Source organism: Ruegeria sp. CK3, from assembly GCF_056536565.1.
Genome location: NZ_JBQFPV010000020.1, coordinates 17,475 through 33,347 on the forward strand (window position 1 = coordinate 17,475; position 15,873 = coordinate 33,347).

Sequence of the window (15,873 nt, forward strand, 5' to 3'; positions counted from 1 at the left end):
TGGACCGACACGTCCAGCCTATTTGCGGCATTTAACCTAGCTGTTCCACCGCCCAGCGCGCGGCATCGGCCACAGTCGGATCGGGATCATCCGCCAAGCCCTGCGCCACAGCCCGCAATTCGGCCCGACCCGAGTTGCCAATGGCATAGAGAACATTGCGTACGAACCGGTCTCGCCCGATCCGCTTGATCGGAGAGCCCGAGAATTTTGCCCGAAACGCGGCATCATCCAACACCGCCAGATGAGCCAGGGCCGGAGCCTTCAGATCCTCCCGCGCCGCATATCGAATGTCGCTGGCCGCCACTGCAAACTTGTTCCAAGGGCACGCAGCCAAACAATCATCGCAGCCGTAAATCCGATTGCCCATCTTGCCACGCAGTTCTTCCTCAACCGGGCCTTTGTGCTCAATCGTCAGGTAGGAGATACACCGGCGCGCATCCAGTTGATACGGGGCGGGAAAGGCATCTGTCGGACAACTGTCCAAACAGGCACGGCACGACCCACAATGGTCAACTTCCGCCATATCCGCCGGGAGGTCCAAAGTTGTAAAAACAGAGCCTATAAAGCACCAATTGCCCCATTCTCGGCTGACCAGATTGGTATGCTTACCCTGCCACCCCAACCCGGCTGCATGGCCTAAGGCCTTCTCGGGAACCGGAGCCGTGTCGACGAACACCTTCACCTCACCACCCGACTCAGAAATCAACCAACGGGCCAACCGTTTCAGCCGCTTCTTGACCAGATCGTGGTAGTCCTTGTTCTGCGCATAGACTGAAATCGCCCCGCGTTCGGGATGGGCCAAAACCTCGGTTGGATCATGCGCGGGCGTGTAGCTTTCGGCCAGCATGATCACCGATTGCGCCTCGGGCCAAAGGGCCGCCGGATCCCCACGCCAATGCGTGCGCTCCGCCATCCAACCCATCTGCCCGTGATGCCCGGCCTCCAAAAAGGCCTTCAAGCGTGCAGGCACTTGCGGCACGTCCCATGGCCGACACACCCGGCACGAGACAAACCCCTCGGCCAAAGCCTGCGCCACCAGTTTGTCCTTTAAACCCGATCCGCTCTTCATCTGGCTAAAAATACCCTCGGGGGGAATCGCGCCTCTGGCGTGATGGGGGGCAGACAGCCCCCCTTTGCCACCCTATCAGAAATCCAGATCGGCGTAATGGGGCGGAGGCCGAAACCCCGGCACCTGATCCGCCAGAATCGACCGGAACGCCGGCCGCGATTTGATCTTGGCGTACCAATCCTTCACCGCCGCGCTGCGATTCCAATCCACGTCTGAGATATAGTCCAGCGCCGACAAATGCGCCGCCGCCGCGAAATCCGCCAGCGTCATCTGATCTCCGGCCAACCAACGACGATGATCCAGCAACCACGCCATGTAGTCCAAGTGATACTTGATCGCCCGCGCGCCTTCCTTGACGTTCTTGCTGTCCGGATAGCCCTGTCCGGTCATCTTCTTGTTGACCCGCTCGTACAGAAGTTTCGAGGTCACCTCGTGGTGAAACTTGTCATCGAACCAGCCCACCAAGCGCCGCACCTCATACCGCGCTTCGGCGGTCTTGGGCATCAAGGGCGGTTCTGGGCGCGAGTCCTCGATATACTCACAAATCGCCGCGCTCTCGGACATGATCTGCCCGTCCAACCGCAACACCGGCACTTTGCCAGCCGGGTTTCGGCGCAGGAAATCCGGATCTTGTTCCCAATACCGCTCTTCGACCAGCTCAACTTCGATCTTCTTCTCGGCCAGAGACAGCCGAACCTTGCGACAGTAGGGAGAGAGGGGAACGTGAAACAAACGCGCCATGGACTTCCAATCAAACCAATGAGTACCCCTCAGCTTTAGCCTTGGCAGGGCGTGGGATTCAATCCTCGAAACAATCCGCGCGACCATCTGCGCGGATGGTAGCCGCCCCTTGCAGGATGGCCGCCGCCCGCCTGCGGGTGAAAACCGACGGGTCCGTCACCGAGCGTTTGCGGGGTGAGGGCAGAATCGCTGCAAGCCGTGCCGCCTGCGTCGGGGTCAGTTGCGCCGCGCTGACGCCAAAGTTCCGCTGCGCCGCGGCCTCAACCCCAAACAGGCCCGTCCCGGTTTCAGCGACATTCAGATAAACCTCAAGTATGCGCTGTTTACTCCAGAAAATCTCAACCACTGGCGTGATCGTGGTTTCCATCGCCTTGCGCACCCAGCTGCGCCCCTGCCACAGAAAGACATTCTTCACCACTTGTTGCGTGATGGTCGAGCCCCCCCGGGTCCCGCCCCCCTCCAAAGCGTCACGAATGGCTTCGACGTCAAAACCCCAGTGCAGACAGTAATTCGCATCTTCAGCCGCCACGACCGAACGCGCCATGATCGGAGCGATCTCATCCATCGTGACCCACTCGCGCTCGACCTTTCCTAGGCGACGCCATTCAGACCAGATCGTATGCGTGATCGGAGGGTTCACGACCGAGTACAGAACCACCAACGCCACCAGAAACGCCGCAACGCCCAGCGCGGAATAGATCATCCATCGCCGGATACGGGACCAGAGCGACCGTGTCTTTTGCCCCTTGCCTGCCTTACTTTTTCTGCCGCTTTTCTTGCGGGCTGCTTTCTTTGCCATGGTTTTGCTATACGCCGCCGCGCCGGTCTTGGGAACGGCGGAATTCCTGATCGGCGGATTGGACCACGCGACTGTGTCCGCCGCGAAATACAAAAAAGACCCGCGTTCCAACTCAGAAACGCGGGGCTCTATTGTTTATCTCAGCACCCGACTTACTCGGCCGGAACAGCAGCCACTTCGTTTGTCAGAGGATGGCTGAGCTTGTTCAGCATCTCTTTCGGGCAGACCTGCAGGAAGTTCGCCTTTTCCACATCCCAATGTTGCAGGATGTCCGAGGCTTTCCGGCTGAAGGTTTCCGCCGCGTGACGCTCAATCTGGGATTTCAACTGATCTTCCCAATGATCGACGGTCACCGGGCAGGTCACCAGCGTTTCCATGTTCATCAACGCCTGCGCCTTACCCTCCGGGTCATACAGATAGGCCATGCCGCCGGTCATACCCGCGCCAAAGTTGGCTCCGATATCACCCAGGATCACAGCGACGCCGCCGGTCATGTATTCACACCCGTTCGAGCCACAGCCCTCGATCACCACTTTGGCGCCCGAGTTTCGCACCGCGAACCGCTCGCCCGCGCGACCAGCGGCAAACAGCTGCCCGTCGGTTGCGCCGTAAAGAACAGTGTTGCCGATGATCGTGTTGTCATCTGCCTTCAGCGGGCTGACCTGCGGTGGGCGGACAACGATCATGCCACCTGACAGACCTTTGCCGACATAGTCGTTGGCGTCACCAGACACCTCCAGCTTCAGACCCGGTGCCGCAAAGGCCCCCAGCGACTGACCTGCCGAGCCCTGCAGTTTCACATGCAGGTGGTCGTCCTGGAACGTGTTCCGCATACCAAAGTTCTGAACGATATGGCTGGAGACGCGCGTACCTACGGTCCGGTGCGTGTTCTGAATCGCGTAAGACAGCTGCATCTTTTCACCGTCTTTCAGGAACCGCGCTGCGTCGCGCACGATCTCGGCGTCCAGCGTATCAGGCACCGCGTTGCGGTCCTTGTCGCGATTGTAGACGATGTCATGCGCGCCATCGACAGTGATAAGCAGCGGGTTCAGGTCCAGATCGTCCAGATGCGCCGAGCCACGGCTGACCTGATCCAGCAGATCGGCCCGACCGATGATCTCATCAATCGAACGCGCGCCGAGGCTGGCCAGCAGCTCACGCACTTCCTGCGCGTAGAAGGTGATCAGGTTGACGACCTTATCCGCGTTGCCGGTGAACTTGGCGCGCAGGCTTTCGTCTTGCGTACACACGCCGACCGGGCAGGTGTTCGACTGGCACTGACGCACCATGATACAGCCCATCGCGATTAGCGCTGCGGTGCCGATGCCAAATTCCTCGGCCCCCATCATCGCTGCCATGACGATGTCACGACCGGTCCGCAAGCCACCATCGGTCCGCAGGGTCACGCGGTCGCGCAAGTTGTTCATTGCCAGAACCTGATGCGCTTCGGTCAGGCCCATCTCCCACGGAAGACCGGCATATTTGATCGAGGTCGCAGGGGACGCACCGGTACCGCCATTGTGGCCCGAAATCAGGATGATATCCGCTTTCGCCTTGGCCACACCGGCAGCAATCGTGCCCACGCCCGAGGACGCCACCAGCTTCACCGTCACCTTGCAGCGCGGGTTGATCTGCTTGAGATCGTAGATCAGCTGCGCCAGATCCTCGATCGAATAAATGTCGTGGTGCGGCGGCGGTGAAATCAGCGTCACGCCTTTGGTCGAGTGCCGCAGACGCGCGATCAGGTCGGTAACCTTCATGCCGGGCAGCTGACCACCCTCACCCGGTTTCGCACCCTGGGCGACCTTGATCTCAAGCTCTTCACACTGGTTCAGGTACTCGGCAGTCACACCGAACCGGCCAGAGGCCACCTGTTTGATCTTGGCCGACGGATTGTCACCATTCGGCTCCGGCACGAAGTGTGCGGGATCTTCCCCACCTTCACCCGAGTCAGACTTTGCGCCAATACGGTTCATCGCCACGTTCAGCGTCTTATGCGCTTCGGGCGACAACGCGCCCAGCGACATGCCCGGCGTGACGAAGCGTTTGCGGATCGAGGTGATCGATTCGACCTCTTCAATTGGCACCGGTTTGCCCAGCGGTTTGAAATCCATCAGATCACGCAGGTGGATCGGCGGGTTTGACTGCATCTTAGCCGAATACTGCTTCCACAACTCGTAAGACGCCTTGTTACACGCCATCTGCATCATGTGCATCGAGGTCGCTTCCCACGCATGGGTCTCGCCCGATTGCCGGGCTTTATAGAACCCACCGATGGGCAGCACGTCCAAGCCGTTGTCCCACGCCTTGGCATGGATTTCCTCTACCTTGGCCTGAATACCCGTGACACCGATGCCGGAAATCCGGCTGGTCATACCGGGGAAGTATTCGGCAACCATGGCACGGCTAAGGCCAACAGCCTCAAAGTTCAAACCGCCGCGATAGGATGAGATCACCGAGATGCCCATCTTGGCCATGATCTTCAGCAGACCCTGATCGATGGCCTCGCGATAGCGCGCGACGTTCTCGGTCAACGTGCCTTCCAGCAGACCACGGTCAATCCGATCCGCCAGCGAGTCCTCGGCCAGATAGGCGTTCACCACTGTCGCACCACAGCCGATCAGAACCGCAAAGTAGTGCGGATCAACACATTCAGCCGAGCGCACGTTCAGCGAGCAGAAGGTCCGAAGCCCTTGCCGTGTCAGATGCGAGTGCACCGCGCTGGTCGCCAGGATCATCGGCATGGCCACACGGCCCTCGCCCGAGTTCATATCGGACAGCACCAGATGCCCCGCGCCCGAGCGCACCGCCTCCTCTGCTTCGGCTCTAACACGGGCCAAAGCGGCGCTCAGTGCGCCACGACCGGGCTCAAAGCTGCAGTCGATTTCTGCCAGAGGAGAGCCGAATGTCTCAACCAGTTTATCCCACTGCGCGTTGCCAACAAAGGGGCTGCCCAGCACTACGATTTCGGTTTGGCTGCTGTCCTCGTCCAGCACGTTTTTCAGGTTACCGAACCGCGTTTTCAGCGACATCACGCGGTATTCCCGCAAGCTGTCGATGGGTGGGTTTGTCACCTGGCTGAAGTTCTGGCGGAAGAAATGGCTCAGCGGGCGGTACTGCTTGGACAAAACAGCCGAGGGCGTGTCATCCCCCATCGAAGCCAGTGACTCCTTACCGTCCTCGGCCATCGGCGTGAGGATCTGCTCCAGCTCTTCGATCGAGTAGCCAGCCGCGATCTGACGCTTGCGCAGCTCTTCTCCGCGGAATTTGGCGGTCTCAGTCACGCCGGCCAGGGCGTCATCCAGATCGTTGATCTTGTTGACCCACTCACCAAACGGCAGGGCGCGGGCCAATTTGTCCTTGATCTGTTTGTCGCGATAGAGCTTGCCGCGCTTCATGTCAACAGCCAGCATCTGACCCGGACCCAGAGCGCCTTTTTCAGTCACGGAGGCCTCATCAATCGGCACCATTCCGGCCTCAGAGCCCGCGATGACCAGACCATCGCCCGTCACCACATAGCGCATCGGGCGCAGACCATTCCGGTCGAGACCGGCACAGACCCAGCGGCCATCAGTCATGGCCAGAGCGGCGGGGCCATCCCATGGTTCCATCACCGAGTTGCAGTAGGAATACATATCGCGCCACGCCTGCGGCAGCTCAACTGCCTGCTTGGACCAGCTTTCCGGAACCAGCATGGTTTTCGCCATGGGCGCCGAGCGGCCTGCGCGCACCAGAACCTCAAAAACCGAGTCTAATGCGGCCGAATCCGACGATCCACCTGCAATGATCGGCTTGATATCTTCGGCATAGTCACCAAAGGTCGAGGACGCCATGCGGATCTCATGGCTCTTCATCCAGTTGATGTTGCCCTTCAGCGTGTTGATCTCGCCATTGTGCGCCAGCATGCGAAAGGGCTGGGCCAACCACCATTGAGGGAAGGTGTTGGTCGAATAGCGCTGGTGATAGATCGCAAAGGCCGACTCAAAGCGTTCGTCCATCAGGTCGGGGTAGAAAACCGCAACCTGTTCGGCCAGCATCATGCCCTTGTAGATGATCGAGCGGCAGGAGAGCGACGCTAGATAAAGCCCAGAAATACCGGCAGCTGCAGCCGCTTTTTCGATGCGACGACGGATGACATACAGCTCACGCTCGAACGTCTCTTCGTCCACACCTTTCGAGTTCGAGATCAGGATTTGCTCGATCTCAGGACGGGTCGCGTTGGCTTTGTCGCCCAGACAGGTGACATCAACCGGCACGTGACGCCAACCGTAGATGTAATACCCCATCCGCAGAACTTCTGTTTCCACGATGGTTCGACAGCTTTCCTGTGCGCCGAAATCGGTGCGGGGCAGAAAGACCTGACCAACGGCGATCAATTCATCCAGATTGGGTTCATGGCCGGTACGACGGATCTGGTCGTAGAAGAAGGGAACCGGGATCTGGACATGGATACCCGCGCCGTCACCTGTTTTACCGTCCGCATCGACAGCGCCCCGGTGCCAGATCGCTTTGAGCGCGTCGATCCCCGCATCAACAACCTTGCGCGAAGGCTTACCGTCCACGGACACCACAAGGCCCACACCGCATGAGGAATGCTCTTCCTCTTCGGAATAAAGACCGTTTTCCGCCATCCACTTGCGCTTGGCTTCCTCGGCGCGCACCCAATCGGCATCAAATTTGGTCATTCGCTGTCTCCTGCTTCCAAGGGGGCACGGATTGCCGGATCCCTGGTTTGGTCTTTGGCTGGCGTTCTGGATCGAACGCGTATCCCGTAGGGAAAATGTTGAACTTCGACGATGGGCGTTTATTCGGCCGCGACCACCGCCTTGGCATTGAACCGCTCGATGATGGCATCGGCACAATCACGGCCATCCCGGATCGCCCAGACGACCAGAGAAGCGCCGCGCACGATGTCACCAATGGCGTACACGCCATCCATCTCGGTCTTACCGGTCTGGAAGGCCGCTTTGATGGTGCCCCAGCGCGTGACCGGCAGATCGGGCTGACTGAACAACGTGGGCAAGTCTTCGGGCTCAAAACCCAGCGCCTTGATCACTAGATCGGCGTCCTCGACATAGTCGGCACCTTCGATCACCTCAGGGGCCTGACGGCCCGACGCATCCGGTTGTCCCAGGCGCATCTTCTGCACCATCACGCCGGAGACCTTGTCATCGCCGACGAACCCTTTTGGCGCGCTGAGCCATTCGAACACCACGCCTTCTTCCTCGGCGTTTTGCGTTTCTCGCTGCGAGCCGGGCATGTTGGCACGGTCACGGCGGTACAGACATTTGACCGAGGTCGCGCCTTGACGGATCGAGGTGCGCACACAGTCCATCGCCGTGTCGCCACCGCCGATAACGACAACTTTCTTGCCGTCGGCGTTCAGTTGGCCATTGTCGAAATCTTCGACCGCGTCACCAAAGCTTTTGCGGTTCGAGGCGGTCAGGAAGTCGATCGCCTTCTCGATACCCGTCAATCCGCTGCCCGGCATGGACAGATCACGCGACTTGTAAACGCCCGTTGCGATGATCACGGCGTCATGCTTGGCGCGAATTTCGTCAAATTTGGCGGCGTCCACGTCGCAGTTCAGAACGAACTCTACCCCGCCTTCGGCCAACAGGTCATTGCGGCGCTGGACGATGTCTTTCTCGAGCTTGAAGCCAGGGATACCGTACATCAACAGGCCGCCCGCACGGTCATAGCGGTCATAGACTGTGACTTGGATACCGGCACGGCGCAGCATGTCGGCGGCCGCCAGGCCACCCGGGCCTCCGCCGATGATGCCCACACTTTCGCTGCGTTCAGCGGTCGGAACGACGGGCTTCACCCAGCCTTTGTCCCATGCGGTGTCGGTGATGTATTTCTCAATCGTTCCGATGGTGACCGTACCGTGACCCGACTGTTCAATCACACAATTACCCTCACACAAGCGATCCTGAGGGCAGATACGGCCACAGATCTCGGGGAATGTGTTGGTGGCCTGACTGGTTGCGTAGGCCTCTTCCAGGCGACCTGTCGCAGTCAGGCGCAGCCAGTCGGGGATGTTGTTGTGCAGCGGACAATGCGACTGGCAATAGGGCACACCACATTGGCTGCATCGACTGGCTTGCTCTGCAGCCTTGGCCGATGCGAATTCCGCGTAGATTTCGTCAAAGTCTTCTTTGCGGTCATCGGCGGCACGCTTTTCAGGCATGACACGGTCAATCTGCACAAATTTCAACATCGGTTGCTTTGCCACGGGTCCGACTCCATGAATTGGCTAGGAAGCATCTCTTTATGAGATCGCCCCGGATATGAAAAGTCATATATACTGACCTAATTAAGAAAAATCTCGGCTGGCGCGCAAAATATTTGCTTTTTTCTTCTATTTTTATGTCCGATACGGACCTATCTATCATCTTTCCTTTTCGACACCACCAGAATACCCATAAACCCAAAGCAATTTGATGGCAGTGCGGCAGGGTAAATGAGTCTCTTTCACTTGATTCTCGTGGCGATCATTCAGGGGCTTACTGAATTTCTGCCTGTCTCCTCGTCCGGCCATCTGATCCTGCTGCCCAACCTGACCGGGATGCAGGATCAGGGCCAAACCATCGACGTCGCCGTTCATGTGGGCACGCTGGGTGCGGTTGTTTTGTACTTCTGGTCCGACGTCAAACAGGCAATCCGAGGGCTGCCTGCGGCGCTGTCCGGGCGCACCGACACGGCGCAGGCACGGCTGGCGCTGGGGTTGATCGTAGCAACGATTCCGACAGTCCTCTCCGGGCTGGTCCTTTACCTGACCGGCCTGACCGAGGCACTGCGATCTATCGCCGTCATCGGCTGGACCATGCTGCTGTTTGGGCTGCTGCTCTATTGGATGGACCAGAAAGGCTCCCAGACCAAGATCGCCGCTGATTGGAGCCTGCGTGACGCGGCCATTATGGGACTTTGGCAGGCCATCGCCTTGATTCCAGGGACATCCCGGTCGGGCATCACCATTACCGGGGCACGGCATCTTGGTTATACGCGGGAAGAGGGCGCGCGCCTCGCCATGTTGATGTCGATCCCGACCATCATCGCCTCAGGCGTGTTGCTGTCCATTGACGTGGTCCACCAGGCCGACGCTGAGCTCGCCAAAGACGGAGCTATCGCCGCCCTCTTTGCTTTTGTGTCGGCCCTGCTGGCCCTCAGCCTGATGATGCGCCTGCTGCGCAGTGTCAGCTTCACGCCCTATGTCATCTATCGCGTCATTCTGGGCGCGATCCTGCTGGTGATCGCCTATAGCTGATCAGGTCCGCAAATTCTTGGCCGAGTTCTGAATGTCGTCATACTGACCTGAGGGGCGGAATTTCCACAGGTATTCGGGCAGAACAGCATCCAACGTAGTGGGCACAATCCCCAGATCCGCAAAGCCCTTGGCGCTGTCACCGACTACATTGTCTTGTCGAAGGTTCTTCAGCTGATCCCGCGTCAAGATCGGATTCGAGAACAGCTGGAAGCTGACGAATTTCAGAATATCCAACACACCGGCCATGATCTTGGCGGCAAAGAACGGCACACCCAGTATCACCCGGCGCCGATGAATGACCTCCAGCATTTGCTGCATCAAAGCCCGGAAGGTTTTCACCTCAGGACCGCCCAGCTCATAAATGCCCGAGGCCGCTTTCCCCAAGACACCCTGCTCGGCCGCTTGCGCCACATCATCCACATAGACCGGCTGAAACCGTGTCTCGGCCCCGACCAGAGGCAGAAATGGCCCGAACCGCGTCATCGCGGCGAACCGGTTGAAGAACTGATCCTCGGTCCCAAAAATGATCGAGGGGCGCAGGATCATCGCATCGGGCATATGAGCTAGAACTCCTGCCTCACCCGCAGCTTTGGTGCGGGAATAAGCGCTGGCAGACTCGGCATCTGCACCAATGGCCGAGATATGAACCATCCGTTCCACGCCATTCTCGGATGCCAGACGCGCGATGCGTTCAGCCCCTTCGGCCTGCACTGCATCAAACCCGTTCTTGCCGAGTTCGTTCAGAACACCCACGCAATTCACAACCGCATCCGCACCTTGCATGGCCAACTGCACCGAGGCGTCATCCCGGATATTGCAAAAAACGGGCTCAACCTGACCCACAACGCCATAGGGTTTCACGAACATGGCCTCGTTTGGGCGTCGCACGGCGACTCGGACACGCCATCCCTTGGCCGCCATACGGCGCGCGATGTAGCGCCCGACAAACCCTGACCCTCCGTAGATCGTGACCAGTTTCGACATTCGATGGCTCCTGCTGCGTGGCTCTGACGTAGAAGTAGCGCCCGAACCCCTTTGAAACAAGGCATCAAATCGCCGCGCGTCCTACGAAGAAACCCACTATGAAAAAGGCCCGAGCGGCGTGGTTCAAAAAACTTTCAAAAATCTGTCCGAATCTGGTTGACCCTCCCCGCCGCTGGGCTTAAACGCCCCCTCACGACACCTGCCCAGGTGGCGGAATTGGTAGACGCGCTAGCTTCAGGTGCTAGTGTCCGTATGGACGTGGAGGTTCGAGTCCTCTCCTGGGCACCATTTCACTGGTAACGCTAAATTATTCAATGAAGTTGCCAAGAAAACTGTCCATCTCGCTGTTTTACTCTTGTTCCTATTTTACACCTGGCACAACTTGTCACTAGCACCCTCGCGACTGAAAGACGGCCTCTGACGTCCACCCTCAATTCTAAGTTGGGCTTTTGCCATCAGCCTAGCCAAAGAGGGCGCTAGGATGATTGTATTGCCACGATAAAAGTCCGACGCGGTTTAGACAGAAAGAAGTTGGCGCCAGTGACGAAAGTTGTGAATATTGTTTACGGAAACCATGGTGAGTTATCTTATCAAATAGATGATATTCTTCTCTATTTGATGCAGGCGATTTCCATTCAAGGCGCGCGGCCGCGTCTTTGCTCCGACCCAATTGAACGTAGCACCAATATCATAATCGAGAACTTCAACGACTCGTTTCGGGAAAAGATAATTAGTGCCTCACGCACCCCAGGGACTCGTATCTTTTGTGTCGCTACGGAGTTTCTGACCAATGGGTCGTTCAACAACTTCTCAGAAAAACCGCGTCTTTCTCGCCTTGCCCGGTATTTGGAGCGTAAAAGGGGCAAAAAGAAAAAGAATGCCCACTACAGCCATCGTGAGAAGTGGGAACGGCGGTACGACAATTTCCAAAGTGTCTGTGATGTTGTTGACGGCGTTTTTTGCATCGATCAGTCCCAATTTACGGTTTACCGGGACTTCTTTGGCACTAAAGGATTTGTGTGCCACCTTCCGACAGCAGCAATTGACGAAAGAGTGGTCGATACGTTCCAAGTTCTTGAAAACAAGGACGTTGATTTCCTTTTCACTGGTTCTCTGACACCTCATCGCGAAGACCTTCTATCTCAGCTCGGGCAGAAGGGCGAAGTCAAGGTTGGTCCCGCAGCTTGGTCAAGTTTGAGACGCGAGCATTTTATTTCACGTGCCAAGGTCAATCTCGATATGCGGCAGAGCGCGGAGTGGCAGTATTCCTCTTGTATGCGATTGCATGTGCTCTTGTGTGCTGGCGCTCAAGTAGCGGTCGAACGGTCTAGGTTTGGATCGATTCAAGAAACTTGTCTTGGGTCATTCGCTTCCGAAGAGTATGTGAAAGGAACAGTCGCTCTCGCCAAGCAGAGCTTTGGCCTTCAAGACGCAGTCAACAATTACCAAACCTATTGGGATGCCTCTGAAGACGCTCGAAAGACAATCAATACTACCATTTCAAAGGTGTTGAGCTAACATTGGTCCCCGTCTATCAATTCCTTTCGCTATATCTGTACCAAGAATACGGACTGACGCGCATTCTGATTGCGAACAATTTGTAGAGTCGAAATACTTATGCTTCGAATTGGGTCGTCGCTCTGATCAAGTCGATGACTGTCGGTTTCGGGATATCGGATGTACGGCCTTACGAAAAGACCTGCCTTGCGAGCCTCGCAAAATTCCCTTTTGCGCAGGCCCGACCAGTGCCTTCGACCTATTTTGTCTGCTTTTCCAGGTTCTGCCAAAACTTCAGCTTTTCTTCGAAGGTCTTCTCCATAACCTTCGGCTTAGCCTTTGGAACGGCCTGCTGCACAACATGCGATACTTCGTGACCGATCAATTTCTTGGCCGCCGATGCAGTCTTGGCAGCCTTCGACACCTGAACCAGAAGGTCTTTGTTTGCCTTTTCGTCCATACATTTTTTCTTCTTGGCAGTCGAAATGGCCTTCTGCGCAGCTTTGCCTTGCTTCATCGCCACTGCAATTGCCTTTTTCAACGGTGCCAGTGTTTTCTTCGCGACAGGAGACGCCTTTTCCGCCTGGTCGATGATCTTGGACTGTTGGACAATTGCCGCCGCGAGTTTGTCCGCCTCTTTCTCAAATTTATCCAGGCCTTTTTCATCAATTTTCATTGTGTTTCTCCTCAATTTAAGACGCTTGGTCGATTCATCGAGAGAATGTGGCAAATGCTGCCGGAGAGTCAGTGAAACCCGTCACACTGGCGTTGAATACCCCAGAACTGCGCCCTTTTCAGGGGCGCCACAGACTTACACTTTCATCTTTTGCAAAGCTGCTGCGGGCCGGAAAAGATCAGGCCGTTTGGGTCAGGCCTGCTTCTCTGCGGTCTCATCGACCGTATCGGCGTTCAGCTCGATCACCTCAGCAGGGACATCCTCTTCGGTCTCGGGTTCTTCTTCGGCAGAGGCTTTGTCTTCCAGTGCGCCCACAATCAAAGGCAACATATGCACACCTGTGGCCGTGGCGATCTCGGGCGTCTGAGGCGTCTGCCAGCTGAGCGTATCGAAGCTGCCGCAATTCTGGCAGACCGGGGCCCATTCGGGCTGAATGTCGTGACAGTTCTCGCACACCCATTGCGGCCCACGCGGCGCCGTCAAGGCCTTGGCCAGCCAGCCCTGCACAACGGCGTCCGATGCACCTTCACCACGCTCGATGGCAGCCATCAACGTGTATCCACGGGCATCGGCCTGTTTTTCGACCACATCGCCCAGCGCGCGACGCGCTTCGGGGAAGTCCTCGGCGACGATGTTCAATTCGGCCAGAATCAGGCGGGTTTCCATGTTCTCAGGGTGGATACGGGTCAGCGCGGTGAACCGCTTGATCCGGTCCTGAGCCGACTCGTCCGGCGCAATCTCAGCAAAAGCATGGGCGAGGTCGGGGTGGGGCTGAACCTCCCACGCTTTCTTGAGGATCTTGGTGGCCGCGCGCGGTTTGCCTTTTTCGATATAGGCCCGCGCAGCCATGGCGGCGGCAGGGACGAGATCGGGTGAGAGACGGTTGGCCTCGATGGCTTGTTCCTGTTGCTCGACGCTTGCGCCATCTTCCAGAATGCCCTTGGCCTCGGACAGGGCCAGAACCGCGTCGCGCCGTTTGAACACATCGCGCGGCAGGTATCCGGCTTTCAGCTTCGACGTCAGAGTCGACCGCGCTCCGGCCCAATCATGCGCTTTGGTCTGTAGGTTCAGCAAGACATCTTGCGTTTCCTCATGGCGCGGCTTCAGCGCGAGGGCCTTCTCAGCCAGTTTCCGCGCCGTTTCGTCATCGCCTTCGGCCAGCTTCTGTTTCATGATACCGCGCACACCGACAAAGCGCGTGGCGCTATTGGTCACCAGCTTTTTGTAGGTTTCCGAAGCCTTTTTGGTGTCGCCCGTCATCTCGGCCGCTTGTGCGACCAGCAAATTGGTCAGTTCCGGCTTGTTCAGCAGCTTTTCCGCTTTGGAAGCCTTGGCCATCGCCATGCGGCCCTCGCCCGATGCCAACGCCATGAGACCGTCGGACAGCGCCTCATACCCGCGCCGTTCTCGGCTTCGATCAAAATGGCGCGATAGGGCAGTTTCATCGCCGTTGAGGAATTTCAGCGTCGCGATCAGCAGGCCCAGCAGTTTGAAGAAAAACCAGACGCCAAAGACCAGCACGCCCAGCGCGATCACCGATTGCAGCGGCCCCAGCGTGTATTCTACCCCGGCGACGGTAATCTGAACTCCGCCGCTGGTTTGCATAAGGAAGTGACCACCCAAAGCCAGAAGGCCGATAATCGCAACAAAAACAAGGATCTTAAACAATGACCACAGCATGGCAGGTCCTTCAGTTCGAGTTCAGGTTGGAAGCAAGCGTATCGGCAGCTTCAACCGCCGCGACCCGGGTCTGGGCTGCTTGTTCCCAATCGGCCATTGCGGTCTGCGCCGCCTCTGGCAAGGATTTCAATTCAGTCAGGGCAGAGGCGACATCACCATCGGCCAAGGCCGCCTGAGCACGCGACAGCACAGCATCCGGACCATCCCCATCCTGAGGGGTCACCGATCGCGCGCCGGTCTGGCGTTGCAAAAAGGCGATCACGCCCGTGCCTTTGTCCGCATCCCGCGCATCCGCCAAAGCGGTACGCGCCGCCGCAGGGAACGAGGCCCGCAAGGACGAAAGCGTCTCAACCCCTTTATCTGCAGGCGTTGAGAGCGCATCAGGCACCGTCACGCCTCCCGCTTGCAGTTCGCCCAAAAGGTCCGAGTAGGGCTGACCGGCATCCAACCGTCCATGCAGGCGGGACAGAATGGCGAGATTGGTCGCGGCTTGCGCTTCGGCCGTTGCTTTCGCCTCAAGCGCCTGTGCATCGGCGACCATTTTTTCGACCTCTCCGCGCTGCGCCGCCAGTGAGTCCTGCAGCTTTTTCAGTTCGGCTTCAAAAGCAGCGGTCGCTTCGGTCGAGGTATTTGCAGCAATGGGCGCCTTCTCAAGCTCGGTCAGCCGGTCGGCCAGAGGCGCGATCTGACCCGTCAGAGATTCGACGCTGGATTTCATGGCAGACAGGTCGGCATCGACCGGATCCAGCTTTTGCGACAGCGCCTGAACCTGATCCGTCAGGCCCGACACGTCTGGCGCATCCGAGAGTTGCTTCGTCAGCGCTTCGATCTGATCGGATTGTTCCGAGAGCTTCGATTCAAGCGCCGCAATCACGTCCGAGTTATCCGACCCACCAGACGAGATCAGCCCCGTTTGAGCCGCCGCGAAGCCAAGGCCCGCGGCAATCACACCACCTATCAGGGCCGGAACAAATCCGCCCCGTTGTTCCTGGGTCGGTTCAGCGGGTTTCTCATCGGCCTGCATAGGTTCCGACGGCTCGACGGACGCTTCGGCTTCGGCTTCGGCTTCGGCTTCGGCTTCGGCTTCGGCTTCGGCTTCGGCTTCGGCTTCGGCTTCGGCTTCGGCTTCGGCTTCGGCTTCGGCTTCGGCTTCGGCT

At 58.0% G+C, this 15,873-nt stretch carries 11 protein-coding genes and 1 tRNA gene; 3 read left to right on the plus strand and 9 right to left on the minus strand.

Annotation, left to right across the window (positions count from 1 at the left end):
- Positions 1-31: 31 nt before the first annotated feature.
- The 5 genes from queG to ACR0C3_RS22880 form a co-directional block, all read right to left on the minus strand.
- Positions 32-1,069, minus strand: a complete 1,038-nt coding sequence (gene queG / locus ACR0C3_RS22860) for a tRNA epoxyqueuosine(34) reductase QueG (protein ID WP_480760697.1) — start codon at positions 1,067-1,069, stop codon at positions 32-34.
- Positions 1,070-1,144: 75 nt separating this feature from the next.
- Positions 1,145-1,810 (minus strand): FtsZ-binding protein FzlA, encoded by a 666-nt coding sequence (fzlA, locus tag ACR0C3_RS22865; RefSeq protein WP_170470598.1) that lies wholly within the window; start codon positions 1,808-1,810, stop codon positions 1,145-1,147.
- Positions 1,811-1,868: 58 nt separating this feature from the next.
- Entirely contained in the window at positions 1,869-2,609 is a 741-nt protein-coding gene (gene mtgA / locus ACR0C3_RS22870; protein WP_480760699.1) for a monofunctional biosynthetic peptidoglycan transglycosylase, read from the minus strand.
- Between the two features lie 152 nt (positions 2,610-2,761).
- The gene (gltB, locus tag ACR0C3_RS22875; RefSeq protein WP_480760701.1) at positions 2,762-7,294 is read right to left on the minus strand and encodes a glutamate synthase large subunit; all 4,533 of its coding nucleotides are present in this window, start codon (positions 7,292-7,294) and stop codon (positions 2,762-2,764) included.
- A gap of 119 nt (positions 7,295-7,413) precedes the next feature.
- Entirely contained in the window at positions 7,414-8,847 is a 1,434-nt protein-coding gene (locus ACR0C3_RS22880; protein ID WP_480760702.1) for an NAD(P)-dependent oxidoreductase, read from the minus strand.
- 228 nt (positions 8,848-9,075) lie between these two features.
- Here ACR0C3_RS22880 and ACR0C3_RS22885 point away from each other — a divergent pair, with 228 nt between their 5' ends.
- Positions 9,076-9,879 carry an undecaprenyl-diphosphate phosphatase gene (locus tag ACR0C3_RS22885; protein ID WP_480760704.1) on the plus strand — a complete coding sequence of 268 codons (804 nt, stop codon included), beginning with the start codon at positions 9,076-9,078 and terminating at the stop codon, positions 9,877-9,879.
- Here the strand turns inward: ACR0C3_RS22885 and ACR0C3_RS22890 are convergent, their stop codons facing one another.
- Complete coding sequence (locus ACR0C3_RS22890; protein ID WP_480760705.1) at positions 9,880-10,863, minus strand: complex I NDUFA9 subunit family protein; 984 nt, start codon at positions 10,861-10,863, stop codon at positions 9,880-9,882.
- Between the two features lie 201 nt (positions 10,864-11,064).
- Between ACR0C3_RS22890 and ACR0C3_RS22895 the strand changes: the two genes are divergently transcribed.
- Both ACR0C3_RS22895 and ACR0C3_RS22900 read left to right on the plus strand, forming a co-directional pair.
- Positions 11,065-11,151, plus strand: a tRNA-Leu gene (locus ACR0C3_RS22895).
- A 252-nt stretch (positions 11,152-11,403) separates the two neighbouring features.
- Positions 11,404-12,381: a hypothetical protein gene (locus tag ACR0C3_RS22900; protein WP_480760707.1), complete on the plus strand. Its 978-nt coding sequence runs from the start codon at positions 11,404-11,406 to the stop codon at positions 12,379-12,381.
- Between the two features lie 238 nt (positions 12,382-12,619).
- On the opposite strand, the gene ACR0C3_RS22905 is transcribed toward ACR0C3_RS22900, so the two are convergent.
- The 3 genes from ACR0C3_RS22905 to ACR0C3_RS22915 all read right to left on the minus strand — a co-directional run.
- Positions 12,620-13,036, minus strand: coding sequence for a hypothetical protein (locus ACR0C3_RS22905; RefSeq protein WP_480760709.1), 417 nt, complete (start codon positions 13,034-13,036; stop codon positions 12,620-12,622).
- 192 nt (positions 13,037-13,228) lie between these two features.
- Entirely contained in the window at positions 13,229-14,716 is a 1,488-nt protein-coding gene (locus tag ACR0C3_RS22910) for a heme biosynthesis HemY N-terminal domain-containing protein (RefSeq protein ID WP_480760710.1), read from the minus strand.
- 10 nt (positions 14,717-14,726) lie between these two features.
- Positions 14,727-15,873, minus strand: a 1,147-nt coding sequence (locus ACR0C3_RS22915) for a COG4223 family protein (RefSeq protein ID WP_480760712.1), incomplete at its 5' end; no start/stop codon positions are given.